The sequence below is a fragment of the Micrococcus sp. KRD070 genome, assembly GCF_017168435.1.
In the GTDB taxonomy this organism is placed as follows: domain Bacteria; phylum Actinomycetota; class Actinomycetes; order Actinomycetales; family Micrococcaceae; genus Micrococcus; species Micrococcus luteus.
In genome coordinates, this window is the sequence record NZ_JABFNH010000012.1 from 23,203 (window position 1) to 49,267 (window position 26,065).

The window sequence follows — 26,065 nt, forward strand, 5'->3', positions numbered from 1 at the left end:
GGCTCACGCGATGCGCGCGGCGCCGCCGTCGTCCTCGTGCGCGGGGCAGGCCGCCTCGACCGTGCCCACGGCGGGGGCGGGGCGGCCGGGGGCCTCGATCCCGAAGACCGCCTCGAGGGCGTCCTCATAGCGGTCGAGCCGGCCCTCGGCGGCGAGTCGCTTGGCGCGCACGCTGGGTTCGTGCAGGAGCTGGTTCACCATGCGGCGCAGGGCGAACTCCACCTCCTCGGCGGCCGCCGTGCAGCCGTGGCGGGCGCGCACGCGCTCGAGCTCCCGGTCGAGCACGCCGAGGGTGTGGCGGCGCAGGGCCTTGATCGCCGCGTCGGCACTGCGGCCGCGCTGCGCGGCGCGGTACTCCTCGACGGCGTCGTCCACGAGCGCGCGGGCCTCGGCGACGGCGACCTGGGCCTGCTCGGGGGCGGCCAGCCGCACCGACTCGAGGGTGATGAGGTCGACGTCCGGCAGGTCCGCGACGGCGGGGTCGAAGTCGCGCGAGAGGGCCAGGTCGACCACCGTGAGCGGGCGCCGTCCGCCCTCGCGCAGCTCCTGCAGGCGCTCGGGGCTGATCTGGCGCTCGCCACCGGAGGAGCCGATGATCACGTCCGCCTCGGCGACGGCGCCGGCCACGGCCTCGCCGCCGAGCGCGAGGGCCCAGCCGCCGCGGTCCGCGACGAACTGCTCCGCGCGGCCTGAGGCCGAGTGCACGCCGACGGTGGTCGCACCCCGGTCCGCCAGCTGCGCCAGCGTGGTGCCGGCGTAGGCGCCCGTGCCGATCAGCAGGATGGTGGCCCCGGCCCAGAAGTCGCGCTGGGCCGCGGCGTCGGTGAGACCGCGCAGCTCCTCCGCGAGGTCCAGGGCGACGGAGACGACCGAACGGCCGGCCGCGCCGAGCGCCGTGCGGGAGCCGACGTCCTTGGCCGTGCGCGTGGCGGACTCGAAGAGGCGGACGAGCGGGCCCGAGGCGGTGCCGGCCTCCTGGGCCGCCGTCAGGGCGCGCCGTACCTGACCGGCGATCTCGCGCTCGCCCACCACGGCGGAGTCCAGTCCGGCGCCGACCTCGAAGAGGTGACGGGCCGTGGCGTCGGCGTCGAGCGTGCGGAACGCGGTGTGCACGTCCTCGTCCGGCAGGGAGGTGGAGGCGGCGACGGCGGACAGCAGCCCCGTGCGGGCGGCCTCGACGCCGGCCCCGTCGGCCTCGGCGTAGATCTCCACGCGGTTGCACGTGGCCAGCACGATGGCGCCCGCCGCGCCGCTGCCGGGCAGGGCGGGCCCGACCCCGGTCGCGCCGGCGCTGAGGCGGGCGACCGTGTCCAGGTCCAGGTCATGGTGGGAGGCGACGAGAGAGAAGACAGTCACAGCGGGCCAAGTCTAGCCCCGACCGCCCCGCCCGTCCGGGAAGGCGGGCCTGACCCGGGTGCCGTCGGCCAGTGTGACGGCGCTCACGGAGGACGCGGATGTGCCACCGCGACACGACCGGTGGGACACTGGGGGCATGTCCGCCCTGTCCCAGACCCCCGAGACCCCCGCGGCCGTCCCGGCACTGCCCGCCGAGCACCCGCTGCGCACCGAGGATCCGTCACGCTCGACCGTGGCCAGCCCGCTCCTTCGCGCGCTGCGCGGCCAGCGCCCCGACCGCCACCCCGTGTGGTTCATGCGGCAGGCCGGCCGTTCGCTGCCCGAGTACCGCCGGGTGCGCGAGGGGATCGGGATGCTCGACTCCTGCCTCATGCCGGACCTGGTCCGGGAGATCACGATGCAGCCGGTGCGCCGCCACGACGTCGACGCGGCGATCTTCTTCTCGGACATCGTGGTCCCCCTGCGCCTGGCGGGCGTGGACGTGGAGATCCAGCCCGGCGTGGGCCCCGTGCTCGGCCAGGCCGTCCGCACCGCCGACGACGTCGCCGCGCTGCCCGTCCTCGAGGACGCCGCCCTGGACGTCATCCGCGAGGCCGTCGCGGCCACCGTCGCCGAGCTGGGCCCGCGCCCCCTGATCGGCTTCGCCGGTGCCCCCTTCACGCTGGCGGCGTACATGGTGGAGGGCCGTCCCTCCCGCGACCACTTCGGCCCGCGGCGCATGATGCACGCCGACCCCGAGACCTGGGCCGCCCTGGCCGGCTGGGCGGCCACCGTGTCCGGCCAGTTCCTGCGCGCCCAGCTCGAGTCCGGCGCCTCCGCCGCGCAGCTGTTCGACTCGTGGGCCGGTTCGCTCTCGGCGGACGACTACCTCGAGCACGTGCAGCCGCACTCGACGGCGGCCCTCGCCCATGTCGCCGACCTCGCCGGGCCCGGCGTCCCCGACGGCGCCCCGCTCCTGCACTTCGGCACGGGCACCGGAGAGTTCCTGCACCACATGCGTGACGCGGGCGCGACCGCCGTCGGCGTGGACCACCGCCTCACGCTCGCCGAGGCGCACCGCCGTCTCAGCGCGAACCCCGGCCCCGACGGACGCGGCGCCGTGCCCCTGCAGGGCAACATCGACCCGGCCCTGCTCGCCGCCCCGTGGGAGGTCCTCGAGGCCCACGTGCGCGACGTCGTCGCCTCCGGCGCCGTCGCGCCCGGTCACGTCGTCAACCTCGCCCACGGCGTGCCGCCGGAGACGGACGCGGCCGTGCTGACCCGCGTGGTCGAGCTGATCCACTCCCTGCCCGTGCCGGAGCGGGAGGGCCAGGACCCGGCACCGGGGGCCGAGACCGCCGAGCGGGAGGAGCGCGCATGAGCGGCACGGCGCTCGTGGTCGGCGGCGGCATCGCCGGCCTCGTCGCGGCCCACCGACTGTCCGCGGCGGGCTGGGACGTGACCCTCGCCGAGGCCACCTCCGTGCTCGGGGGCGCGGTCTCCCCGCGCTTCCTCGACGTCCCCTCGCACGGCGAGACCGGGGCCCCCGAGACCCAGACCCTCGAACTCGACGGCGGCGCCGAGTCGTTCGCCGTCCGCGGCGCCGCCGTGCGCGCGCTCGTGGAGGAGCTCGGGCTGGGCGAGAAGATCGTCGCGCCCGAGCCCCTCGGCTCGTGGCTGCACGGTCCCGCCGGCCCCGTGCGCGCCCCGCGTCTCGGCATCGTCGGCATCCCCGGCGACCTCGACGCCGAGGACCTCGCCGCCGCCCTCACGCCGGCCGGCCTGGAGCGCGCCCGGCAGGACGCCGAGGCCCCCATGGATCGCTGGGCCGCCGCGCTCGCGGCCGGCGAGCCGGTGACCGTCGCGCAGGTCGTGGCCGACCGCCTCGGCGACGAGGTGCTCGACCGCCTCGTGGCCCCCGTCGTCGCCGGAGTCCACTCGGCCGACCCCGCGGTCGTCGAGCTGGAGCGCGTGGCCCCCGGCCTGCTCGCCGCCGCCGTGGAGCACGGCGGGCTGGCCGCGGGCGTCGCCGCGCTGCGGTCCACCGGGACCCCCGGCTCGCTCGTGGCCGGTCTGGACGGCGGCATGGTCCGCCTCACCGGCCGGCTCGTCGAGGCGCTGCGCGAGGACGGGGCCACCGTCCTGCGCGGTGTCCGGGTGGCCGCCCTGTCCCGCGTGCCCGCCACCGGCGGCTGGTGGGCCCAGATCTCGGACCGGGACGACGAGGTCGTCCGCGGGCTCGACGTGGACCGCGTCGTGCTGGCCGTGGACGGCGTCACCGCCTGGGACCTGCTGGCCCCGCTCTCGGCCGAGGCCCTGGACCCCGACGCCGGCCCCGCCCTCGGCGAGGGCATCGCGCTGGCCACGCTCGTCGTCGAGGCCGCGGGCCTGGACGACGCGCCACGCGGCACCGGAGTGCTGGTCGGCGCCGGGACGGACGTGGCCGCCAAGGCCCTGACCCACGTCACCGCCAAGTGGGCGTGGCTGCGCGAGGTCGTCGCGCGTCCGCAGGAGGACGGTGTCGCCCGCCATCCCCACCGCCACGTGCTGCGCCTGTCCTACGGCCGCCAGGGCGGCGGGCCCGAGGCCCTGGGCCATCGCAGCGCGGACGAGGAGCTGCTCGCGCAGGCGCTCGTGGACACGGCGACTCTCACCGGGGTGCCGCTGGCGGAAGAGGACGTCGTCGCCCGCACCGTCACCCGCTGGCGCCGCTCCATCCCGCCGCAGGCCGGCCCCGACCGCGCGAAGGCGGACACGCTGATCGACTGGGCACGGGACGTGCCCGGCCTCGACCTCGTGGGCAGCTGGGTGCACGGCACCGGGCTGGCCGCCGTCGTCGCCGGCGTGGACCGCACCCTCGGCGCCGACGCACCGCCCGCCGGCTGACCTCGCCCTAGACCACCCCTGACGCAATCGGATCCCAAGGAAGAGGACCATGACCAAGGACAGCACCACCACCCCTGCCGAGGCCGGCAAGGACTGGTTCACCACCTACACCGTGTTCGCCCGCCCGCAGGGCGAGCCAGGCTGGCTGGGACTGGAGGGCCGCGACGCGAAGAAGGCCGCCAAGGAGTTCGACGAGGCCGTCGCGCGGGTGGCCCAGACCGGCGTGACCGTGCGCGGCGTCTACGACGTCTCGGGCATGCGCGAGGCCGGCGACGTCATGGTGTGGATGTACGGCCAGGTGCCCGAGGACCTGCAGGCCGCCATCCGCGAGCTGCGCCGCACCCGTCTGCTCGAGGGCACCACGATGGTGCTCTCGGCCATGGGCGCAGATCGCATGGCCGAGTTCAACAAGGACCACGTCCCCGCCTTCGCCATGGGCCGCAAGGCCCTGAAGTGGCTGTGCTTCTACCCGTTCGTGCGCTCGTACGACTGGTACCTGCTGGACCCGAAGGAGCGGGCCCGCATGCTCCGCGAGCACGGCCAGCTCGGCCAGGACTTCCCGCAGGTGTGGGCGAATACCACCAGCGCGTTCGGCCTGAACGACTGGGAGTGGCTGCTGGGCCTCGAGGCGGACGAGCTGACGGACCTGGTGGACATGATGCGCCACCTGCGCAACAACGAGACCCGCCTGCACGTGCGCAGCGAGGTGCCGTTCTACACCGGACGCCGTCTGGAGACCGCCGAGATCGCGGAGGTGCTGGCCTGATGACTACCGCCCCCGAGCCCCGCGCCGACGCGCCCGTCCACACCGGCCCGGACGCCGGCGTCGCCCCGGCCCTCCGGACGCCCGAGAAGGCCGCCGCCGGCGTCGACTACGACGTGTGCGGCGTGATGGCCCCCAAGGACTACGACGCCCTGCTGCTCGCCTCCTTCGGCGGGCCCGAGGGCCAGGACGACGTGATCCCGTTCCTGCGCAACGTCACGCGCGGGCGCGGCATCCCGGACGAGCGCCTCGAGGAGGTCGCCACCCACTACCGCGCCAACGGCGGCGTCAGCCCCATCAACGCGCAGAACCGCGCGCTGAAGGCGGCCATCGAGGCCGAGCTGGCCGCCCGCGGCCTGGACCTGCCCGTGTACTGGGGCAACCGCAACTGGGAGCCCTACTTCCCGGACACCCTCGCGCGGATGCACGCCGACGGGCACCGCCGCATCCTGACGGTCACCACCTCCGCGTACTCCTGCTACTCCTCGTGCCGCCAGTACCGCGAGGACATGGGCATGGCCATGGAGCAGACCGGCCTGACCGGGAAGGTGGACCTGGACAAGACGCGCCAGTACTTCAACCACCCCGGCTTCATCGAGCCGTTCCGGGACGGCCTGCGCGCGGACCTGGCCTCGCTGCGCGCGGAGCTGGGGGACGACGCGCGGATCCACGTGCTCTTCGCGACCCACTCGATCCCCACCTCCGACGCCGCCGCCGCCGGCCCGCGCGGCCTCGCCGCCGACCTGCGCGCGCAGGCGGGGGCGGAGCCGGGCGATGAGGGTGCGGACGTGTACTCGGCGCAGCACCTCGATGTGGCCCGCGAGATCCTCGCCGGCGTGCCCGAGGCCGCGGACGTGCCGTGGTCGCTCGTGTACCAGTCGCGCTCCGGCCCGCCCTCGGTGCCGTGGCTCGAGCCGGACATCAACGACGCGATGGAGCACCTCGCGGGCGAGGGCGCCGAGACGGACGCGCAGGGGCGCGCCGTGGCGGGCTTCGTCGTCGTGCCGCTGGGGTTCGTCTCGGACCACATGGAGGTGGTCTGGGACCTCGACACCGAGGCCAAGGAGACCGCCGAGGGGCTGGGCGTGGGGTTCCGGCGCAGCCCCACCCCGGGCACCGACCCGCGGTTCGTGGCCGGGCTCGTGGACATCGTGGAGGAGCGGCTGGGCCGGCGCGAGGGTCGCGCCGCGGTCGGCTGCTTCCCGGCGTGGTACGACGTGTGCCGGCCGGACTGCTGCGTCAAGGTGATGCGGGACGGCTCGACGCGGCCGACGACGTCCGCTGTCGACGCCGCCGTGCGCGGGCTGGCCGAGCACGAGGCGGGCGCCGCGGCCCCCGCCGAGGAGGCCTGAGACCGTGACCCCCCTGCGCATTGGCACCCGGGGCTCCGCCCTGGCGACCACGCAGACCAGCCACGTGGCCGAGACGCTCACGGAGCGCTCCGGCCTGGCCCACGAGCTGGTGGTGATCCGCACCGAGGGCGACGTCACCACCGGCTCGCTGGCCTCGCTGGGCGGCACCGGCGTGTTCGCCTCGGCGCTGCGGGCCGCCGTGCTCGACGGCGTCGTGGACGCGGCGGTGCACTCGCTCAAGGACCTGCCGGCCGCCCAGCCGGAGACCCTCGAGATCGCCGCGGTGCCGGCCCGGGCCGACCTGCGGGACGCCCTGTGCGCCCGCGACGGCCTCACCCTGGCGACCCTGCCCGAGGGCGCCCGGGTGGGCACGGGCTCGCCGCGCCGCGTGGCCCAGCTCAAGGCGCTGCGCCCGGATCTGGAGCTGGTGGACATCCGCGGCAACGTGCAGACCCGCCTGGCCCGCGTGCCCGGGCTGGAGCAGCACGACGATCACGCCCCGGCCGCCGCGGGTTCGCCCCGCGGTGACCTCGACGCCGTGATCCTGGCCTGTGCCGGGCTCAACCGGCTCGGCCTGGACCACGTGATCACCGAGCGGATCGACCCGGAGGTCATGGTGCCCGCCCCCGGGCAGGGCGCCCTGGCCGTGGAGATCCGGGCCGAGGACGAGTCCTTCCTCGGTCGGGCGCTCCTGGACCCCGAGGCGCCGGTCGGGAGGCTGCACGCCGCCCTCGAGCTGGTCGACGATCGGGACACCCACGTGGCGGTCACCGCCGAGCGGGCCCTGCTGCGCCGCCTCGAGGCCGGCTGCGCCGCGCCGATCGGGGCCGTGGCCCGCGTGACCGACGGCGAGGCCGGCGCGCCGCGCATCGAGATGACCGCGATGGTGGCCGCCCTCGACGGCTCGCGCGTGCTGCGCCGGACCTCGTCCGTGCAGCTCGACCCGGTGCCGACCGACGTGGCCGGCGACCCGGCGGCCGGCGACGAGTGGCTCGAGGACACCCTGTTCGTGGCCGCGGAGGCACTCGGCGTGCACGTGGCCGAGCAGTTCGTGGCCGAGGGCGCCGACCTGCTGCCCGGCACGGTGCGCGGGGTGGACCGGGGCGACGGCGCCCCGCGCCCCGACGACCCGGCCTGAGATGCGCGTCCTGCTCACCCGCCAGCCGGCCCAGGCCGGCGACCTCGAGGCCGGTCTCGCCGGCACCGAGGTGGCGGGGCGGCGGCTGCGGGTCGGCTTCCTGCCGCTGACCGACTTCGCACTGCCCGACGACGACGGCCCCCTGCGCGCGCTGCTCGCGGACTGGGCGGGGGCCGACGGTGATGCGGCCGGGCCGGTGCGCTCGGACGGGTCCCGCTGGCTCGTGGTGACGAGCCCCAACACCGTGCGCGCGCTCAGGGCCGTCGGCTGGGACGGCCATGTCCCGGCGGGCGCGCGGATCGCGGTCACCGGACCGGGCACGGCACGGGTGCTGACCGAGGCGGGCTGCGACGCGGCGCCGTGGCTGCCGCCCGAGGACCGCTCCGCCGAGGGCCTGATCGCCGGACTCGCCGCCCTGCATCCCCGCGGCGCCCGCGCGTGGCTGCCCCAGTCCGATCGGGCCCGGTCCCGCCTCGCCGACGGCCTGCGCGCGGCGGGCTGGGACGTGCGGACCGGGCTCGCCTACCGGACGGTGCCGTATCCGGCGCAGGCCGGCAGGCGGCTGCTCGACGGGGCGGCGGACGAGGGCCGGGGGGACGTCGTGACGCCCGCGCGGCTGGCCGCGGTCGCGGCGGGGACCGCCGTGGTGCTCACCAGCTCGTCCGCGGCGGAGGAGTTCGTGGCCGCGGGTCTGACGCCGCTGGTGGGGGAGCGGGTGCGGCTCGTGGCGATCGGCGCGCCGACCCGGGACACATGCGCGCGGCGGGGTCTGCCCCTGCTCGGGACGGCCCCCACGCCGGATGCGGCCGGAGTGCTGGCCGTGCTGCGCGCTGCGGCCTGAGCCGCCCGTCCGCACTCGAGGCGAGGCTCAGTCGGGGCGGCCGCCGTCCGGGTCGGGCGCGTCGTCCTCCGTCGGCGCCGGGCCGGCGTCGTGCCTCTCGTCCTGCGGCACGCCGGTGGCGGCGGCCATGATGTCCACCCGCGGGCCGCGCAGGATGGCGACCGAGACGTTGGTGAAGCCCGTGTTGGCGAGCAGCTCCGAGGCTTCCTCATCCGTCAGGTCGTACGCGTGCGCGAGCATGCGCACGTTCTCCGTGTAGAAGGCGTGCAGGCGGTCGACGCCGCGCAGGAAGTCCAGAGTGTTCCCCATGCCGGGGAGCCTACCGAACGGGCGTGGTGGGCGGGTGGCCGGCGGGTGAACGGCCGGTGGACCGGCCCGCCGGCCGCGGGGGACGACGGGCCGTGCCGCTCAGCCCTCGGCGCGGCGGCTGCGGCGGCGGACCAGCGAGACCTCCATGGTCCGGCCCTCGGTGCGGGTGCGCAGGTACGGCTGGTCCTCCACGAGGGTGGAGAGCTTGGAGTGTCCGAAGTCGCGCGGGTCGAAGTCCACGTGGGTGCGGCTCAGGTGTTGGCCGATCAGGGACAGCGTGGCCCAGCCGTCGTCGGTGCTCGTGGCGTTGACGGCCTTGGTGAGCGCGGCCTGCAGGTCGATGCGCGGGGCGGCGTCGGCCTCGTCGTGCTCGGGCTCGGCCTCGACCGGCACCTCGGGCGGGGTCGGGTCCTCGGTGACGTCCGACGACGACGCACGGCGGCCCCGCCGACCGGCCCCGGACTTCGCCTCCGCGGCCTTCCCGTCCTTGCCGGCGGCGGCGTCCCCGGCGGGCGCCGCGTCCCCGGCGGGCGCCGCGTCGGCGGCGGGGGCCTCGGCGTCCGCGTCCGTGGCCTCGGGGGACTCGGCGGCGTCGGTGGTCTTGGACCCGCGACCGCGGCCTCGACCGCCGCGGCGGGACCCCGAGCGGCCGGAGCCCTCGGACGCCTTGGCGTTCTCCTCCTTGGCGGGGGCGTCCTCGCCGGTCTCGTCGTCGTCGACGTCGTGGTCCGTGGCGGTGCCGAGCAGCTCGAGGTAGATGAACTGGTCCACGGCGTTGCGCAGCGAGGCGGGGGTCTTGCGGGCGCCCAGGCCGATCACGCGCTTGCCGCCCTCGCGCAGGCGGGTGGCCAGGCGCGTGAAGTCGGAGTCGGAGGAGACGAGGGCGAACGCGTCCACGTTGCCCATCCAGAGCAGGTCCATCGCGTCGATGATGAGCGCGGAGTCCGAGGAGTTCTTGCCCACGGTGTAGGCGAACTGCTGGACCGGCTGGATCGCGTGGTGGTTCAGCGCCTTCTTCCAGCCGTTGAGGTTGGTCGTGGTCCAGTCGCCGTACGCGCGCTTGATCGTGGGGGTGCCGTAGGTGGCGAGCTCCTCGAGGATCAGGGGGGCGAACTTGGGGGAGACGTTGTCGCTGTCCATCAGGACGGCGATGCGCAGGGATGCGGGGGTGGGTTCGGGCATGTGTCCCACCCTAGTCGGCGGCGGTGCGCCCGTGGCCGGCGGTGACCGGGGTCGCCTCCCGCTCGCCCCGGCGCGGGCGGGTCCGCGAGGCGGCGGCCACCGTGCCGACGACCAGCCCGACGAGCGCCGGGACCACCCAGCCGAAGCCGACCGCGTAGCCGGGCAGCACCCGGCCGGCCAGGCCCGTCAGGGCGGTGACGGGCGGCGTCGTCGCGAGCGCCTCCGGCAGGGCGCCCAGCAGGTCGAAGAAGGCGGCGAGCCCCGTGCAGGCGACCACCCAGCGGGCCACCGCCGGGCGGTCCCGCACCCAGGCCCAGGCGAGGCCGAGCAGGATGACGACGACGGCGATCGGGTAGAGGAACATCAGCACCGGGACGGACCAGGCGATGATCGCCTCCAGGCCCAGGTTGGCGAGTGCGAAGGACACCACGAGGAAGAGGCTCGCCCACAGCCGGTAGGACCCGGGGAACATCTCCGCGAACATCTCGGCGCACGCCACGATCAGTCCGATGCAGGTCTTCAGGCACGCGACGAAGACGATGGCCGCGATGAGGTACGCGCCCGCCGTGCCGAAGAAGTGGCTCGCGGTGCGGGCGAGGACGTCGCCGCCGTTCGCGGCCTGTGCGAACGCGCCGTGGCTCGTGGCGCCGACGTACGCCAGCGAGGCGTAGACCACCGTCATCGCCGCGCCGCCGAGCAGCCCCGCCTTGCCCAGCTCCACCGCCATGCGGCGCGGGCCCGTCACGCCCAGGCGCCGGGCGGCGTCGACGATCACGACCGCGAAGGCGAGCGAGGCGAGCGCGTCCATCGTGGCGTAGCCGTCCAGCAGGCCCCGCACGAGCGCCCCGTCGGCGTAGGCGGGGGTCGGCGAGGGCAGGGCGCCCGTGCTCATCGGGGCCACGACGGCGGCCGCCACCAGAGCGCCGAGCAGGACCAGGAACGCCGGGGTCAGGTACCGCCCCACCCACTCCATGAGCCGGCCCGGACGGAACGCCGCGACCGCGGCGACCGCGAAGAACGCCGCCGTGAAGCCGAGCAGCCGCAGGCCGCCGTCGCCCGCCAGGGGCGCGACACCGATCTCATAGGACACCGTGGCGGTGCGGGGGATGGCGAAGAGGGGGCCGATCGTCAGGTACAGCAGGCACGTGAACGCCACGGCGAAGCGCCGGGAGACGGGCGCCGTCATCTCACGGACCGAGCGCGCCCCCGTCACCGCCGAGGCGACGATGCCCAGGACCGGCAGCCCCACCGCCGTGACGAGGAAGCCGAGCGTGGCCAGCGTGACCGCGGCGCCCGCATCCCGGCCCAGGCCGGCGGGGAAGATCAGGTTGCCCGCGCCGAAGAACAGGCCGAAGACGAGCGAGGCCAGCAGCAGGGTCTGACCGGGGCGCAGACGCGGGGGCATCACGGGCCTCTCGACGGCGGACGGGGCGCCACGACTGTACCCGGCGCGCGGTCAGCCTCCGCGCCTAGACTGGACGGGTCCCCGAACCAGGAGCGTGTGACCCCGTCATGTCCTTCCCGCTGCACCGTCCCCGGCGTCTGCGCCGGTCCGCCGCGATGCGCCGCCTCGTCGCCGAGACGCGCCTGCACCCCGCCGAGCTGATCCTGCCGGCCTTCATCAAGGAGGGCGCCGCCGAGCCCGTGCCGATCGCCTCGATGCCGGGCGTCGTGCAGCACACCGCGGACTCGCTCAAGGCCGCCGCGGCCGAGGCCGCCGAGCTGGGCCTGGGCGGCATCATGCTGTTCGGCGTGCCGACCACGCGCGACGCCGTCGGCAGCGCCGCCCTGGACCCGGACGGCGTCCTGAACCGGGCCATCCGGGACGTGAAGACGGAGGTGGGGGACGGGCTCGTCGTGATGTCCGACCTGTGCCTGGACGAGTTCACCGACCACGGCCACTGCGGCGTGCTCACCGCCGAGGGCGCCGTGGACAACGACGCGACGCTGGAGATCTACGCCCGGATGGGCATCGCGCAGGCCGAGGCCGGTGCGGACGTGCTCGGCCCCTCCGGGATGATGGACGGCCAGGTCCGCGTGATCCGGGAGGCCCTCGAGGGCGCCGGCCACCACGAGACCGCGATCCTCGCCTACGCCGCGAAGTACTCCTCGGCGTTCTACGGGCCGTTCCGCGACGCCGTCGACTCCCAGCTCACGGGCGACCGCAAGACCTACCAGATGGACGCCGCCAACCGGAGCGAGGCCCTGCACGAGGTCGCCCTCGACCTCGAGGAGGGCGCGGACATGGTGATGGTCAAGCCCGCGATGAGCTACCTGGACATCGTGCGCGACGTGGCGGACATGGCGGACGTGCCCGTCTCCGCGTACCAGATCTCGGGGGAGTACGCGATGATCGAGGCCGCCGCCGCGCACGGCTGGATCGACCGCCGGGCCTCGATCGTCGAGTCCGTGCTCTCCATCCGGCGCGCCGGCGCCGACTCCGTGCTCACCTACTGGGCGGCCGAGCTCGGCCGCTGGATGAAGGAGGGGTCCCTGTGACCGCGTCCCAGCCGACCACCAACGCCGCCGCCTTCGCCGCGGCCCAGGCCGTCATCCCCGGCGGCGTCGACTCGCCCGTGCGCGCCTTCGGCTCGGTGGGCGGCACGCCCCGGTTCATGGCCGGCGCACGCGGCCCGTACCTGACCGACGTCGAGGGCAACGAGTACGTGGACCTGGTCTGCTCGTGGGGCCCCATGCTGCTGGGCCACCAGCACCCCGAGGTCGTCGAGGCCGTGCACGCCGCCGTGGTCCGCGGCCTCGGCTTCGGCACCTCCACGCTGGAGGAGACCGCGCTGGCCGAGCTGATCGCCTCCAAGGTCCCGGTCGAGCGCGTGCGCTTCGTGTCCACCGGCACCGAGGCCACCATGACGGCCCTGCGCCTGGCCCGCGGCGTGACCGGCCGCAACCTGATCGTGAAGTTCGCCGGCTGCTACCACGGCCACTCGGACGGCCTGCTGGCCGCGGCCGGCTCGGGCGTGGCGACCGCCGCCCTGCCCGGCTCCGCGGGCGTCACCGAGGCCGCCGCCTCCGAGACCCTCGTGGTGGACTACAACGACCGCGCCGCCGTCGAGGCCGTGTTCGCCGAGCACGGCGAGCGCATCGCAGCGCTCATCACGGAGGCCGTGCCCTGCAACATGGGCGTCGTGGAGCCCGCCGAGGGCTTCAACGCGTTCCTGCGCGAGATCACCCGCCGCCACGGCGCGCTGCTGATCTGGGACGAGGTGCTCACCGGCTTCCGCGCCACCGCCACGGGCGGCTGGGGCCTGTCCGGACAGCCCGAGGGCTGGACCCCGGACATCTGGTGCTTCGGCAAGGTGATCGGCGGCGGCATGCCCGCGGCCGCCCTGGGCGGCTCCGCCGAGATCATGGACCACCTGGCCCCGCTCGGCCCCGTGTACCAGGCCGGCACCCTCTCCGGGAATCCGGTGGCCATGGCCGCCGGCCACGCCACGCTCTCCCGCGCCGACGAGGCCGTCTACGCGGCCGTGACGCGCGCCTCGGACGCCGTGCGCGAGGGCCTCGTGGCCGCGCTCGACGCCGAGGGCGTGGACCACTCGATCCAGCGGGCCGGCACCCTGTTCTCCCTGGCGTTCGGCACCTCCGGCACCGGCGTGCGGGACTACCGGGACGCCCAGGGCCAGGAGGTCTTCCGCTACGCCCCGTTCTTCCAGTCGATGCTGGCCTCCGGCGTGTACCTGCCGCCGTCCGTGTTCGAGGCCTGGTTCGTCTCCGCCGCCCACGACGACGCGGCGGTCACCCGGGTGCTCGACGCGCTGCCGGCCGCGGCGAAGGCGGCCGCGGCGGCGACGCCCCAGGGCTGAGACCCGGGTGCGGGTCGGGGCCGGGCGCTCAGCGCTCGGCCTCGACCGGCCAGTGGCGCGAGACGGTGGCCTGCGGGTCCTTGCGTCGCAGGTACTGCTCGAAGCTCTCCGCCTGCTCGGCCTTCCAGCGGACCTGCCGCTCGTGCAGGTCCGCCGGCGCGACGCGCAGCTGCTCGTACTGGGCGGCCAGGGCGTCGGCCACCTGGACGGCGGCGAGGGCGTCCGCCGCGGAGGTGTGCGCGTTCTCCAGGGTCACCCCGTAGTGCTCGGACACCGCCGAGAGCGTGCGCTTGCCCTTGCGGAACCGGTCCACCTGCTTGTCCAGCACGAACGGGTCGATCACGGGGCGGGCCTCGAGCGGCGTCAGCCCGTGGCGGCGCGCCTCCCGGTCCATCACCGTGAAGTCGTACACGCCGTTGAACGCCACCACGGGGATGCCCGCGGCGAACAGGTCCCGCAGGGTCTCGGTGATCTCCGTGACGCCCTGCACGGCGGGCATGCCCTCCGCCTGCGCCCGCTCCGTGGTGACGCCGTGGACCTCGGCCGCCTCGGCCGGGATGGGCACGCCCGGGTCCACGAGCCACTCGGCCGACGACGCGGCGCGGCCCTGCTCGTCCACCATCACCAGGGTGGCGGTCACGATCAGCGCGGTGCGCGGATCACGTCCGGTGGTCTCGAGGTCGAAGCCGGCGCGGATGCTCTCATGCCAAGTCACGCGCCTCACGCTACCCGGAGCGGCGGACACGACAGGATGGGGTCGTGACCGATCACCCTGTGCTCCCCGGCGCCCGCCACCGCGACGACGGACCGCTCACCCTCGGCGAGGGGCTCGAGGCGCTCGCCCGTCTGGTCCCGCCCGGACGCGCCGTCAGCTACGGGGGGCTGGCCGGCCTGCTGGGGGTCGGCGGTCCGCGGCAGGCCGGCCGGGCGATGGCCGAATCGAGCCCCGGCACGCCCTGGTGGCGCGTGGTCCGGGCCGACGGCTCGCTGCCTCCGGAGCTGGCCGCGCGGGCCGCCGTCGAGCACGAACGCGAGGCCATGCCCCGCACCCCGGCCGGGCGCGTGGACCTGCCCCGGGCCCGCTGGGAGCCCGACGACGGCGCCGCGCGGGCGATCCGTGCGATCGCCGACCGTATCGTGTCCGGGCCCGGTGCGAGGATGAGGCCATGACCAGGGAACACGGGGTGGACCCCGTCGACGACGACGCGGCGGCGCCGGAACGGGCCGCTCGGCTGGTGCGCACGGCCGCCGCGCCCGAGGACCGGATCACGCTCACGGACGAGCAGGAGGCGATCGCCTCGCTCGCCCCCGGGCACGGCGCCGTGCTCGTGCTGGGCGCCCCCGGCACGGGGCGCACCACCGTGGCGGTCGAGTACGCGGCCCGCCGGATCGAGGCGGGGCTGGACCCCGAGTCCCTCCTGCTGCTGGCCCCGAGCCGGGATGCGGCGGCGCGGCTGCGTGACGCGCTGACCCGCCGGCTCGCCGCCGCCGGTCGGGGCACCCGCGCCGTCACCCCCGTGCGGACCTGGTCCTCCTATGCGTTCGACCTGCTGCGCCGTGCCCGCGTCACGGGACCGCTGAGGCATCTGGAGGTCGCCCCCCGGCTGCTCACCGGCGCCGAGCAGGACACGGTCATCGCCGAGCTGCTCGAGGGCTACGCCGCCGGCCTCGCCGCCGCGCCGGACTGGCCGGACGACGTCGCCCCCGCCGTGGAGGCGAGGGGATTCCGCCGTGAGGTCCGCGAGCTCGTGGACCGCATGAGTGAGCTCGGCCTCGAGCCGGGCCGCCTGCAGGAGCTCGGCACCGCCCACGGGCGCCCCGAGTGGGAGGCCGCGGCCGTGCTGCTGCAGGACTACCGGGACCGGATCGACCTGGGCATGGCCGAGGCGTTCGACGCCGCCGGGCTGCTGTCCGCCGCCGTCCGCGTGCTCACCGAGCGGCATCCGGAGGACCCCGAGCGCGACGCCGCGGCGCAGGCGTTCGTGGCGGAGGAGCGGGACCGCCTGGCCGTGCTCGTGGTCGAGGACCTCCACGAGGCCACCCCCGCCGTGCACGACCTGCTCAGCGTGCTCGGCCGCGGGCGGGACGTGCTGCTCACCGCGTCGCCGGACACCACCGTGGAGGGCTTCCGCGGCGCCCGGCCCGACCTCCTCGCCCGGTACCCCGGGGTCCTCGACCCCGACCCCGTGCCGGGGGCCGCCCCGCCCGCGTCCCCGGACGGACGCGTCCGGGTGCTGACGCGCGGGCACCGCATGCGCGCCGAGGTCCAGGACGCCTACCTGCGCGTGGCCCGCCGGGTCCGCCAGCGCACCGCCGGCGTCGAACGGACCCGCACCGAGACCGTCCCGGCGAACGGCGACGGCGCCGTCCGGGCGCACGTCGTGCCCACCCGCGCCCACGAGGACCAGCTCGTCCTCGAACGGGTGCTGCGGGTCCACCACGAGGACGGGGTGCCCCTGGACCGGATCCTCGTGGTCGCCCGCTCCGGCTCCCGTGTGGCCGCGCTCGCCCGTCACCTGGAAGCCGAGGGCGTCCCCGTGCTGCGGGACGCCGCCGGGCTCGTGCTGAAGGAGGAGCCCGCCGTCGCGCCCCTGCTCACCCTGCTGGACGCGGCGGGGGCGCTCGCGGAGGATCCGGAGGCCCGGGTCGAGGACGTGCTCGACCCGGACGAGGTCGTGGGACTGCTCACCGGCCGGTACGGGATGGCCAGCGCGCTGCACGTGCGGCGGCTGCGCCAGGACCTGCTGGCCGCCGAGCGGGGCCGGGGCGGCCGGCGCACCTCGGACGCGCTGCTCGCCGCGGCCCTCCTGGACCCGAGCCTGGCCGGCCCCGAGCACGAGCGGCACCGCGCCCTGCGTCGCGTCCACTGGATGCTCCGGGACGGCCTGGAGGCCGCCCGCGCCCCCTCGGCCTCGCCCGAGACCGTGCTGTGGGCGCTGTGGTCCGCCTCCGGTCGGGCCGAGCGGTGGCGTTCGCTCGCGCTGCGGCCCGCCGAGCACGCGAACGACCGCCGCGAGTCCCGCCGTGCGGACGCGGACCTCGACGCCGTCGTCGCCCTGTTCAAGGTGGCCGAGCGCTTCGTGGACCAGTTCCCGGGCGCGTCGCCCGAGTCGTTCGCCGTCTACATGGAGTCCCAGGACCTGCCCGTGGACACCCTGGCCCGCCGGGCCGAGTCCGGCGACGCCGTGCATGTGCGCACCCCCGCCGCGGCGGCCGGCCAGGAGTGGGACACGGTGATCGTCGTGGGCCTGCAGGAGGGCGTGTGGCCGAACACCCGGCTGCGCGGCCAGCTGCTCGGCGCCACCGACCTCGTGGACCTCGTGACCCTGCCCGCGGACGCCCCGTGGCCCACGGACCACCGCACCCGGCTGCGCGAGGTGCGTCAGGACGAGCTGCGCATGCTCGCGGCCGCGGTCTCCCGGGCACGGCGTCAGGTGGTCGCCACGGCCGTACGCGCGCCGGATGAGGGACCCTCCGACTTCCTCGACCTGGTGGACCCGCCCGAACGGCTGCCCGCCGAGGCGCGCGATGCCGCCGGCGTCCGGCGGCTCACCGCGGTCCCCGACCCGATCACGGCGCCCGCGCTCGTCGGCCGGCTGCGCCGCGTCCTGGAGGCCGGGGACGAGGCGGACGCGGCCGACGGGGCGACACCCCGGGCGGCGGCGGCCGCCGGCCTGGCGGCCCTCGCCGAGGACGGCGTGACCGTCGCGGACCCCCGACGCTGGTGGGGCCTGCTGCCGCTGTCCACCGAGGCCGCGCTCGTCGACCCGGAGCACGAGGTCGTCGCGCTCTCGCCCTCCCGCGTGGAGACGGCCCTGCGCAATCCGCTGGACTGGGTGCTGTACCACGTCGGCGCGAACGCGGGAGGGACCCTCGCCCAGTCCGTGGGCACGCTCGTGCACTCGGTGGCCGAACACCATCCCGAGGGCGTGCCCGAGGACGTGCGCGCCGAACTGGAACGCCGCCTGCCCGAACTCGGCCTGCCGGAGGGCTGGATCACGGAGATCGAGCACGACCGGGCCCGCGGCCTGGTGGACGCCTACATCGGCTACTGGAGCATCGCCCGGGCGGCCGGGCGTCGGCCCGTCGCCCAGGAGGTGCGGCTCCTCGCGGACCTGACCTGGGGCGGGACCACCGTCCGGATCACCGGCGTCGTGGACCGGCTCGAGGCGGACGCGCAGGGCCGACCCTTCATCGCCGACCTCAAGACCGGCCGCAGCGCGCCCACCGGCGCGGAGATGGCGCGCCAGCCCCAGCTGGCCGCCTACCAGGTGGCCGTCCGCGCCGGCGGTCTGGAGCAGGTCCGGGACGACCCCGCCACCGACCCCGCCCTGCGCGCCGCGCTCGCCGGCCTGGAACGGCCCGCGACGCCGGCCGGCGCGGCCCTCGTCCAGCTCGGCTCCGGCACCCAGAAGACCAAGGTGCAGGGCCAGCCGGCCCTCGAGGACGAGGACACCTGGGCGCTCGAGCAGGTGTTCACGGCGGCCCGCCGCACCACGGGGCCGCGCTTCCTCGCCCTTCACGAGGCCGGCGCCCGTCGGTGCGCGCTGCCCTCCGTCTGTCCGCTCTGCTCCGAAGGAAGGCAGGTCACCGAATGGCCCCGCTGACCGGCGATCCCGCCGCCCCGACCGATCGTCCGCGCGTCGAGGACGCGGTCCACTCCCCGGAGGACATCGCGGCGCGGCTGCGGCTGCCCCCGCCCACGCAGGAGCAGGCCGAGGTGGTCACCGCCCCGCTCACTCCGCGCCTGGTGCTGGCCGGCGCCGGCTCCGGCAAGACCGCCACCATGGCCGACCGCGTGGTCTGGCTCGTGGCCAACGGGCTCGTGCGCCCGGACGAGGTCCTCGGCGTCACGTTCACCCGGAAGGCGGCCGGTGAGCTCGCCGAGCGGATCAATGGGCGCGTGGACGCCCTGCTGCGCTCCGGCCTCGAGATCCCCGGCTTCGACGGGGAGCCCGAGGACCTGGGCCGCGCCTCGGTGTCCACGTACCACTCCTACGCCGGCGCGCTCGTGCGGGACCACGGTCTGCGGATCGGCGTGGAACCGGAGGCGCGGCTGCTCGGGGGCGCGGACGCCCACCGGCTCATGGGCGCCGTCGTGCGTTCGCATCCGGTGGTCGCGGACACCCTCGGCGTGGCCCCGTCCCGGCTCATCACGCAGGCGTTGCGGCTGGCCGGGGACATGGCCGAGCACCTGGTGACCGCGGACGAGGTGCGCGGGTTCCTCGCCCGGCTGGCCGAGCAGGGGAGCGCCCTGCCGCTGCCCCCGCGCGCCAAGACCCCCTCGAAGGAGATCCAGGAGTTCCTGACCGGCCTGGCGGACCGCGCCCTCATGGCGGACCTCGTGGCCCGCTACGACGAGGTCAAGCGCGAGCAGGACGTCATGGACTTCGGCGACCTGCTGCGCCACGCGGCGCGCATCGCCGTCGAGGTGCCGGCGGCCGGCGAGCAGGAGCGCGCGCGATTCCCCGTGGTGCTGCTGGACGAGTTCCAGGACACCTCCCACGCCCAGATGCGGATCTTCGCCGGGCTGTTCGGCCCGCGCGGCCCCGAGGACGACGCGCCCGGGTTGGGGCACTGCGTCACCGCGGTGGGTGACCCCCACCAGTCGATCTACGGCTTCCGCGGCGCCTCCGCCGGGCAGCTCTTCGCCTTCCCGCACGCCTTCCCCCGACTGGAGACCGGCCCCGGCGGCGCCCCGCGGCGCGTGAACGCGGACGTCTCGCACCTGACGATCGCGTGGCGCAACGAGGAGTCGATCCTGGCGGTCGCCAACGCCGTCGCCGCACCGCTGAACGCCCACGCCGCCGCGACGGGCGGCGCGCCGGTGGAGGTGCGCACCCTGCGGCCCCGGCCGGGCGCGGGGGAGGGCGTCGTCCGGGTGGACCGGTTCGTCACCGCGGAGGAGGAGGCCGCCGACGTCGTCGCCCGCCTCGGCGCCCTCACCGGGTCCGGGCCCGGGGGGGCCACCCCGAGCCGCGCCGTCCTGTGCCGCACCCGCGCCCAGTTCGGCCCCGTGCTGGACGCGCTCGACGCCGCCGGCCTGCCCTACGAGGTGCTCGGGCTCTCCGGGCTGCTGGCGCTGCCGGAGGTCGCCGAGGTGCTCGCCGTCCTCCACGTGCTGGCCGACCCCACGCGCAGCGACCAGCTCGTCCGCCTGCTCACCGGCCCGCGCTGGCGCATCGGCGTGGCCGACCTCGAGGTGCTGCAGGAGCGCGCCCGGTTCGTCTCGCGGCTGCGGGCCCGGCGGGCCGGCGGTGGGCGGGAGGACCCCGCCGGGGACGCCCCGGACCCGGCCCGGGACGTGAGCCCCGAGGAGGACGCCGACGCCGCCGCCCTGCTGGAGGCCCTCGACTCCCTGCCCGGGGAGGGGACGGACTGGGTCGGCTCGCGCGGCCGCGGCTTCTCACCCGAGGGCCTGGCCCGACTGAGGGCCGTCAACGCCGAGCTGCGCCGGCTCTCTACGCGCACCGGGGAGGACCCGGCCGACCTCATCGCGGAGGTGATCCGTGAGACGGGGCTGGACGTCGAGGTGGCCCTGCGGCCCGGCGTCTCCGCGGCCGCGGCCCGGCGGCACCTGAACGCGTTCCAGGACGCGGCCCGCGACTTCGGCGCCGGCACCACGGCGACGGACCTGACGGCGTTCCTGGCCTGGACGGAGTCCGTCCTCGAGCACGAGGACGGCCTCGGCGTCGAGAACGCCGAGCCCACCCCCGGCCTGGTCCAGGTGCTCACCGCGCACGCCTCGAAGGGGCTCGAGTGGGACGTCGTCGCGGTCCCCGGCCTGCAGGAGGGCACGTTCCCCTCCACGCGGGCGGACCGCTGGACCAGCCCCCGGGCCGGCGCGCTGCCGTGGCCCCTGCGCGGGGACCGCGCGTCGCTGCCGCAGTGGGACGGCTCGTGGGCGCAGGACCAGCGGGACTGGGTCCAGTCGGCCGGCACCGGATACAGCTCGAAGGCGGCCCAGGAGGGCAACCCGGACCCCTATGCCGTGGCCGTGGCCGCCCACGCCGAGCGCGAGGAGCGGCGCCTGGCCTACGTCGCGTACACGCGCGCGCGATCCGCCCTGTGGCTGAGCACCTCCCTGTTCAAGGGAGTCAACAAGGAGCCCCTGCCGGCCTCGGCCTTCCTCGAGGAGGTGGCCGGTCTGGCGGGGGAGGTGCCCGGCGTCGCGCTCGGCCCCGCCCCGGCCGAGGACGACCTGCCCGAGGCCAACCCCGCCGCGGGCCGGACGCTGGTCGCCCGCTGGCCCTTCGACCCGCTCGACGGCCCGGAGGCCTTCGTCGCCGACCCGGAGGACCCCGAGGACGAGGAACGCTGGCAGCCGCTGCCGCGCCGCTCCCGGGCCCGCCGGCACGGGGTGGAGGCGGCCGCCGCGGCCGTGCACGCCGCGGACCCGGCGGCGCTCGGGGACGACCCGGAGCTGGCCCGCCAGGTGGACTGGGTGCTGCTGCGCCGCCGGGACGTCGCCGGGACGGGCGGGGAGACCGCCCTGCCCGAGCACGTCTCCGTGTCCCTCTACGGCGAGCTCGCCGCCGACCCGCAGGCCGTGGCCGAGCAGCTGCGCCGGCCCCTGCCCCGGCCGCCCGCGCACGCGGCGCGGCGCGGCACGGCGTTCCACGCGTGGCTCGAGGAGCGCTTCGGGGCCACCGGCATGCTGGACATCGACTCGGCCGAGGACGCCGCGGACCTGTGGGTCGACGAGGCCCTCGACCTCGGCCCGATGCAGGAGTGGTTCCGCTCCTCGCGCTGGGCGGAGCGCACCCCGGCCTTCGTCGAGGCCCCGGTCGAGACGACGGTCGGCGGGATCACACTGCGGGGCCGGGTCGACGCGATCTACCGCTCCGGCGGCGACCCCCGCCTGCCCTTCGACCCCGAGGCCGACTGGGAGCTCGTCGACTGGAAGACCGGCGCCGTGCCGCGGGGCCGCGACCTCGAGCTCAAGTCGCTGCAGCTGGCCGTCTACCGGCTCGCCTGGTCACGGCTGCACGGGATCCCGCTGGAACGGATCGGGGCCAGCTTCGTGTACGTGGCCCACGGGCAGGAGCGCTCCTTCCCGGACCTGCCGGGGGAGGAGGAGCTCGAGCGTCACATCACGGACGCCCTGGCCCGCCGTTGATCGGCCGCACCACCTCGACGGCGGGCAGCGGGCCCGTCTCCGGGTCCGCGGTCCTCGCGGCCGCGGCCTCCCGGGCGTCCTCCGCCGCATCCCGGGCGTCCTCGGCGGCGTCGGCGGCCGCGTCGGCCTCCGCCTGGCGCGCGGCCGCCTCCTGCGCGGCGCGCACGTCGCCCTCGAGCTCGGCCAGCATGGCCTCCGCCTCGGCGACCATCCCCGCGTCGTGCCGGTCCAGGCCCCGCGTGAGCCACTGGGCGAGGGCGAACTCGGCGAGCAGCGCCGCACGGCGCATCAGGTGGGCGTCGCCGTCGTCGGCGGCCCCCGCGTCGGCCCGCCGGGCCGCGTAGGCGTCGAGGACGCGGTCGGCCAGGTCCGGGTCCGTGGCGGCGGCCAGCCAGGCGACGTCGCCGGCCGGGTCGCCCACGTGCAGGTCCGTCCAGCCCGTCACGCCCACCACGCGGCCGCGCTCGAGTAGCAGGTTGTCCTCGTGCAGGTCACCGTGCACAGGCACCGGGGTGAACCGCCACAGGGCCTCCTCCTCCATGGCCTCCTCCCAGCGGCGCAGCAGCAGGGGCGGCACGCGGCCGGAGGTGGCCGCCTGGTCGAGGGCGTGGAGGTGACGCTGCCGGATCTGCTCCGCCGTGTAGGAGGGCAGGTCCGCGTGGTCCACGACATCCGAGGGCAGCGTGTGGATCGCGGCCAGCACACGGCCCACGTCCTGCACCGCGGGCTCGCCGAGCCGGGCCAGCTCATCCAGGGTGACGGGACGCCCGGGCATGTCCTGATAGACGAAGGTGCGCAGCCCCTCGAGCCGCACCGCGCCCGCCACGGAGGGCGTGCGGAACGGCAGGCCGGCGCGCACCGCCGGGGTCAGGCCCGCCAGCACCTGCAGCTCCGTCTCGAGACGGATGCCCGCCTCCGGGGTGCGGGGCGAGCGGACCCGCCACCGCTGGCCCTCACCGTCCACGACGACGGCGGTCGAGAAGTCCGCGGGGTCGTCCGGGCTCGCCTCCGCGGAGACGGGGGCGAGGCCGGGGACGGCCGCGGCGGCCAGGGCTGCGAGACGAAGGGGCTGACGATCCACCCCTCCAGCCTAGGCGCGGAACGCCCTCCCCCGTCGTCGGGCGCACCGGAGACGGGTCGCTAGCCTGGACGCATGGCCTCCTGCCCCCCGTCGTCGTCCGACCCCACCGCCGCACCACCCCTGGCCCTGCCGCTGGCCCGCGAGGAGCTGGACCGCGGTGCCGTGGCCCGCCTCGACCCGGGCCACCTGGCGGCGTCCTGGGCGCGCGAGGGGACGGAGGTCCTGTGGCTGCAGGGCGGCCGCGCACCCGTCGCGGACGGCCGGCTCGTCTTCACCGCGCCCTCCGGTCCCGTGCCGGCCGAGGCCGCGTATCTGGGCCGCGGCACCGCGGCGGACCGGGGCCCGCACGGGCGGGAGCGCGAGGTGGTCTCCGTCGCCGTCGAGCCGCCGGCGGCCCTGCCCGAGGACGCGGCCGCCGCGCTCGCCGACGCCGTGTGGGTCGGCCTCCGCGATGCGGCCGCCGCCCTCAGCGACGCGGACACCGGGCTGTTCGTGGCCGCCGTCGCGAACGCCAACTGGCACGCCACCCACCGCTTCTGCGCGTTCTGCGGCGGCGTCACGGACGTCGAGGCGGCCGGCTGGGTGCGTCGCTGCCGCGACTGCTCCCGGGAGCAGTTCCCGCGCACGGACCCGGCGGTGATCGTGGCCGTCATCGACCCGGCCGGGCGGATCCTGTTGGGCCGCAACGCGGCGTGGCCCGAGGGGCTGTACTCCTGCCTGGCCGGGTTCGTGGAGCCGGGGGAGTCCCTGGAGCACGCGGTGGTCCGGGAGATCGCGGAGGAGTCCGGGATCACGGTGACGCACCCGCGCTACCGCGGCTCCCAGCCGTGGCCGTTCCCGCGCTCGCTCATGCTCGGGTTCACCGCCCTGGCCCCGGCCGGCGTCGAGCCGGTTCCGGACGGCGAGGAGATCCTCTCCGTGCGCTGGTTCGAGCGGAAGGAGCTCGCGCATCTGGCCCGCGAGAGCGACGTCACCCTGCCCGGGGCCGTGTCCATCGCGCGGGCGCTCATCGAGGATTGGTACGGTGGGATGCTGCCCGATGCGCAGACCCTGATCACCTAGGAGGACTCGTCCCGCATGAGCACTCCCGACGAGATCCTCCGCGGCCTCGACCCGGAGCAGCGCCGGGCCGCCACGGCCCTGCACGGGCCCGTCTGCATCCTGGCCGGCGCCGGCACCGGCAAGACCCGCGCCATCACGCACCGCATCGCCTACGGCGTGGCCTCCGGCGTCTTCGACCCGCACCGCACCCTCGCCCTGACCTTCACGGCGCGCGCCGCCGCGGAGATGCGCACCCGCCTGCGCGACCTCGGCGTGGCCGGCGTCCAGGCCCGCACGTTCCACTCGGCGGCCCTGCGCCAGCTGCAGTACTTCTGGCCCCAGGCCGTGGGCGGGCCCATGCCCTCGCTGATCGAGAACAAGGTGCGCCTGCTCACGGAGGTCGCCCAGCGCATGCGCATGACCGTGGACCGGGCCGGCCTGCGCGACCTCGCCGGCGAGATCGAATGGGCCAAGGTCTCCCTGCACGCCCCCGAGGGCTACGCGGAGGCCGCGAAGGAGCGGGAGATGCCCGCCGGCTGGACCGCCACCACCGTCGCCCGTCTCTACACGGGCTACGAGGAGGCCAAGACGGCCCGGAACATGATCGACTTCGAGGACGTGCTGCTGATCCTCGTGGGGATCCTGTCCACCGAGCCGCAGATCGCGGCCACGATCCGGGACCAGTACCGGGTGTTCGTGGTGGACGAGTACCAGGACGTCTCGCCGCTGCAGCACCGCCTGCTCGACCTCTGGCTCGGCGACCGCGGCGACCTGTGCGTCGTCGGCGACGCCTCCCAGACGATCTACTCGTTCACGGGCGCGACCTCCCGCTTCCTCACCGACTTCCATGAGCGGTACCCCGCGGCCACGGTGGTCCGGCTCGTGCGCGACTACCGGTCCAGCCCGCAGATCGTGGAGGCGGCCAACCGCCTGCTGGCGGACCGCACCAAGGCGGGGGAGCGGGACCGCACGATGCCGCGCTGGCCCGACCCCCTCGAGCTCGTCTCCCAGCGGCCGGCCGGCCCCGACCTCGTGTTCGCGGAGTGCACCGACGACGAGGCCGAGGCCGGCTGGGTCGCCGACCGGATCGCGGCGCTGATCGACGATGGCGTGCCCGCCTCCGAGATCGCCGTCCTGTTCCGCACCAACGGCCAGTCCCAGGCCTTCGAGACGGCGCTGTCCTCAGCGGGCATCGGCTACCAGCTGCGCGGCGGCGAGCGGTTCTTCTCCCGGCGCGAGGTGCGCGACGGCATCCTGCAGCTGCGGGCCGCCGCCCGCGCGGCCCAGGACCTGACGGGCGACGACGTCACGGACCGGGTGCGGGACGTGCTCTCCTCGCTCGGCTACTCCGCCGAACCGCCGTCGGCCACCGGCGCGGCCCGTGAACGGTGGGAGTCCCTGCACGCCCTCGTCAACCTCGCCGACCAGCTCGCCACGACGCGCGGGGCCGAGTTCACGCTGACCGAGCTCGTGGCCGAGCTCGACGAGCGCGCCCAGCACCAGCACGCGCCGACGGTGCAGGGCATCACCCTGGCCTCGCTGCACTCCGCCAAGGGCCTCGAGTGGGACGCGGTGTTCCTCGTGGGCCTGTCCGAGGGGCTCATGCCGATCTCCTTCGCGGAGACCCAGGCCGAGGTGGACGAGGAACGGCGCCTGCTCTACGTGGGGATCACGCGTGCCCGCCAGCACCTGTCGCTGACGTGGACGCTCTCGCGGGGCACGGGCGGGCGCTCCACCCGGCGGCCCTCCCGGTTCCTGTGGGCCATCGACCCGACCCTCGGCGGCACCCGCGAGCACGCCCCGGCCCGCGGATCCGCGGACGGCCCGACGGCGCCGCGGCGCCGGGGCGCGAAGGTCGCCGTGTGCCGCACATGCGGCAAGCCCCTCGAGACGGGAGCGGAGCGCAAGGTCGGCCGCTGCCTGGACTGCCCCGCCACCTACGACGAGGCCGTGCTCGAGGAGCTGCGCGACTGGCGCACCCGCACGGCCGCCGAGATGCGGATGCCCGCGTTCGTGGTGTTCACGGACGCCACCCTCGTGGCCATCGCCGAGGCCATGCCGAGGACCCCGGCAGAGCTCCTGAAGGTGCCCGGCCTCGGCAAGGCCAAGCTGGAGAAGCACGGACCGGAGCTGCTCGAGCTGCTGCACGGCACCCCGACGGCCTGAGTCGCTGGCCCGCACCCCGTTCCGCCGGCGG

Annotated in this window: 19 protein-coding genes; 13 read left to right on the plus strand and 6 right to left on the minus strand. The window is 76.2% G+C overall.

From position 1 onward, the window contains the following. Positions 1-3: 3 nt before the first annotated feature. A complete protein-coding gene (locus J1M38_RS04070) occupies positions 4-1,356 on the minus strand; it encodes a glutamyl-tRNA reductase (protein ID WP_044659418.1) in 1,353 nt (450 codons plus the stop codon). A 136-nt stretch (positions 1,357-1,492) separates the two neighbouring features. On the opposite strand from J1M38_RS04070, the gene hemE reads away from it, so the two are divergent. Genes hemE through J1M38_RS04100 form a run of 6 tightly spaced genes read left to right on the plus strand, consistent with a single transcriptional unit; the run spans position 1,493 to position 8,315 of the window. Further along, entirely contained in the window at positions 1,493-2,716 is a 1,224-nt protein-coding gene (gene hemE / locus J1M38_RS04075) for a uroporphyrinogen decarboxylase (RefSeq protein ID WP_036314314.1), read from the plus strand. Further along, the gene (locus J1M38_RS04080) at positions 2,713-4,221 is read left to right on the plus strand and encodes an NAD(P)/FAD-dependent oxidoreductase (protein WP_036314317.1); all 1,509 of its coding nucleotides are present in this window, start codon (positions 2,713-2,715) and stop codon (positions 4,219-4,221) included. The genes hemE and J1M38_RS04080 overlap by 4 nt, the downstream gene beginning before the upstream one ends. A gap of 49 nt (positions 4,222-4,270) precedes the next feature. Beyond that, on the plus strand, positions 4,271-4,987 hold the full coding sequence (gene hemQ, locus J1M38_RS04085) for a hydrogen peroxide-dependent heme synthase (RefSeq protein WP_036314319.1): 717 nt from the start codon (positions 4,271-4,273) through the stop codon (positions 4,985-4,987). Further along, positions 4,987-6,336 (plus strand): ferrochelatase, encoded by a 1,350-nt coding sequence (locus J1M38_RS04090; RefSeq protein WP_036314320.1) that lies wholly within the window; start codon positions 4,987-4,989, stop codon positions 6,334-6,336. Before hemQ ends, J1M38_RS04090 begins: the two co-directional genes overlap by 1 nt. A 4-nt stretch (positions 6,337-6,340) precedes the next feature. After that, positions 6,341-7,474, plus strand: coding sequence for a hydroxymethylbilane synthase (gene hemC / locus J1M38_RS04095; RefSeq protein WP_036314322.1), 1,134 nt, complete (start codon positions 6,341-6,343; stop codon positions 7,472-7,474). Position 7,475: 1 nt separating this feature from the next. Beyond that, on the plus strand, positions 7,476-8,315 hold the full coding sequence (locus J1M38_RS04100; protein ID WP_036314324.1) for a uroporphyrinogen-III synthase: 840 nt from the start codon (positions 7,476-7,478) through the stop codon (positions 8,313-8,315). A 27-nt stretch (positions 8,316-8,342) separates the two neighbouring features. Here the strand turns inward: J1M38_RS04100 and J1M38_RS04105 are convergent, their stop codons facing one another. The 3 genes from J1M38_RS04105 to brnQ all read right to left on the minus strand — a co-directional run bounded on the left by J1M38_RS04105 (position 8,343) and on the right by brnQ (position 11,211). Further along, complete coding sequence (locus J1M38_RS04105; RefSeq protein WP_036314326.1) at positions 8,343-8,624, minus strand: hypothetical protein; 282 nt, start codon at positions 8,622-8,624, stop codon at positions 8,343-8,345. A gap of 99 nt (positions 8,625-8,723) precedes the next feature. Then, positions 8,724-9,806: an NYN domain-containing protein gene (locus J1M38_RS04110; protein WP_036339251.1), complete on the minus strand. Its 1,083-nt coding sequence runs from the start codon at positions 9,804-9,806 to the stop codon at positions 8,724-8,726. Between the two features lie 10 nt (positions 9,807-9,816). Beyond that, positions 9,817-11,211 carry a branched-chain amino acid transport system II carrier protein gene (brnQ, locus tag J1M38_RS04115; RefSeq protein ID WP_135101132.1) on the minus strand — a complete coding sequence of 465 codons (1,395 nt, stop codon included), beginning with the start codon at positions 11,209-11,211 and terminating at the stop codon, positions 9,817-9,819. Between the two features lie 107 nt (positions 11,212-11,318). Here brnQ and hemB point away from each other — a divergent pair, with 107 nt between their 5' ends. After that, on the plus strand, positions 11,319-12,305 hold the full coding sequence (gene hemB, locus J1M38_RS04120) for a porphobilinogen synthase (protein ID WP_135101131.1): 987 nt from the start codon (positions 11,319-11,321) through the stop codon (positions 12,303-12,305). After that, complete coding sequence (gene hemL / locus J1M38_RS04125) at positions 12,302-13,627, plus strand: glutamate-1-semialdehyde 2,1-aminomutase (protein WP_135101130.1); 1,326 nt, start codon at positions 12,302-12,304, stop codon at positions 13,625-13,627. Before hemB ends, hemL begins: the two co-directional genes overlap by 4 nt. Positions 13,628-13,655: 28 nt before the next feature. On the opposite strand, the gene J1M38_RS04130 is transcribed toward hemL, so the two are convergent. Continuing rightward, the gene (locus J1M38_RS04130) at positions 13,656-14,342 is read right to left on the minus strand and encodes a 3'-5' exonuclease (RefSeq protein ID WP_041105115.1); all 687 of its coding nucleotides are present in this window, start codon (positions 14,340-14,342) and stop codon (positions 13,656-13,658) included. A 44-nt stretch (positions 14,343-14,386) separates the two neighbouring features. On the opposite strand from J1M38_RS04130, the gene J1M38_RS04135 reads away from it, so the two are divergent. From J1M38_RS04135 to J1M38_RS04145, 3 genes are read left to right on the plus strand one after another with little or no spacing between them, the layout of a single operon-like run. Beyond that, positions 14,387-14,797 (plus strand): MGMT family protein, encoded by a 411-nt coding sequence (locus J1M38_RS04135; protein WP_036314337.1) that lies wholly within the window; start codon positions 14,387-14,389, stop codon positions 14,795-14,797. Next, complete coding sequence (locus J1M38_RS04140; protein WP_135101129.1) at positions 14,794-18,234, plus strand: ATP-dependent DNA helicase; 3,441 nt, start codon at positions 14,794-14,796, stop codon at positions 18,232-18,234. The genes J1M38_RS04135 and J1M38_RS04140 overlap by 4 nt, the downstream gene beginning before the upstream one ends. Beyond that, entirely contained in the window at positions 18,222-21,746 is a 3,525-nt protein-coding gene (locus tag J1M38_RS04145) for an ATP-dependent DNA helicase (RefSeq protein ID WP_161788044.1), read from the plus strand. The genes J1M38_RS04140 and J1M38_RS04145 overlap by 13 nt, the downstream gene beginning before the upstream one ends. On the opposite strand, the gene J1M38_RS04150 is transcribed toward J1M38_RS04145, so the two are convergent. Beyond that, complete coding sequence (locus J1M38_RS04150) at positions 21,721-22,827, minus strand: phosphotransferase (RefSeq protein ID WP_036314344.1); 1,107 nt, start codon at positions 22,825-22,827, stop codon at positions 21,721-21,723. The genes J1M38_RS04145 and J1M38_RS04150 overlap by 26 nt on opposite strands. A 72-nt stretch (positions 22,828-22,899) precedes the next feature. Here J1M38_RS04150 and nudC point away from each other — a divergent pair, with 72 nt between their 5' ends. Both nudC and J1M38_RS04160 read left to right on the plus strand, forming a co-directional pair. Continuing rightward, a complete protein-coding gene (nudC, locus tag J1M38_RS04155) occupies positions 22,900-23,889 on the plus strand; it encodes an NAD(+) diphosphatase (protein ID WP_206481968.1) in 990 nt (329 codons plus the stop codon). Positions 23,890-23,904: 15 nt separating this feature from the next. Continuing rightward, positions 23,905-26,034 (plus strand): ATP-dependent DNA helicase UvrD2, encoded by a 2,130-nt coding sequence (locus J1M38_RS04160; RefSeq protein WP_161788042.1) that lies wholly within the window; start codon positions 23,905-23,907, stop codon positions 26,032-26,034. Positions 26,035-26,065 lie beyond the last annotated feature (31 nt).

Bases quoted from the DNA above. Each gene is read 5' to 3' on its own strand.
- hemE (WP_036314314.1), top strand. From the start codon at position 1,493: ATGTCCGCCCTGTCCCAGACCCCCGAGACCCCCGCGGCCGTCCCGGCA.
- J1M38_RS04080 (WP_036314317.1), top strand. From the start codon at position 2,713: ATGAGCGGCACGGCGCTCGTGGTCGGCGGCGGCATCGCCGGCCTCGTC.
- hemQ (WP_036314319.1), top strand. From the start codon at position 4,271: ATGACCAAGGACAGCACCACCACCCCTGCCGAGGCCGGCAAGGACTGG.
- J1M38_RS04090 (WP_036314320.1), top strand. From the start codon at position 4,987: ATGACTACCGCCCCCGAGCCCCGCGCCGACGCGCCCGTCCACACCGGC.
- J1M38_RS04100 (WP_036314324.1), top strand. From the start codon at position 7,476: ATGCGCGTCCTGCTCACCCGCCAGCCGGCCCAGGCCGGCGACCTCGAG.
- J1M38_RS04105 (WP_036314326.1), bottom strand. From the start codon at position 8,624: ATGGGGAACACTCTGGACTTCCTGCGCGGCGTCGACCGCCTGCACGCC.
- J1M38_RS04110 (WP_036339251.1), bottom strand. From the start codon at position 9,806: ATGCCCGAACCCACCCCCGCATCCCTGCGCATCGCCGTCCTGATGGAC.
- brnQ (WP_135101132.1), bottom strand. From the start codon at position 11,211: ATGCCCCCGCGTCTGCGCCCCGGTCAGACCCTGCTGCTGGCCTCGCTC.
- hemB (WP_135101131.1), top strand. From the start codon at position 11,319: ATGTCCTTCCCGCTGCACCGTCCCCGGCGTCTGCGCCGGTCCGCCGCG.
- J1M38_RS04140 (WP_135101129.1), top strand. From the start codon at position 14,794: ATGACCAGGGAACACGGGGTGGACCCCGTCGACGACGACGCGGCGGCG.
- J1M38_RS04145 (WP_161788044.1), top strand. From the start codon at position 18,222: ATGGCCCCGCTGACCGGCGATCCCGCCGCCCCGACCGATCGTCCGCGC.
- nudC (WP_206481968.1), top strand. From the start codon at position 22,900: ATGGCCTCCTGCCCCCCGTCGTCGTCCGACCCCACCGCCGCACCACCC.
- J1M38_RS04160 (WP_161788042.1), top strand. From the start codon at position 23,905: ATGAGCACTCCCGACGAGATCCTCCGCGGCCTCGACCCGGAGCAGCGC.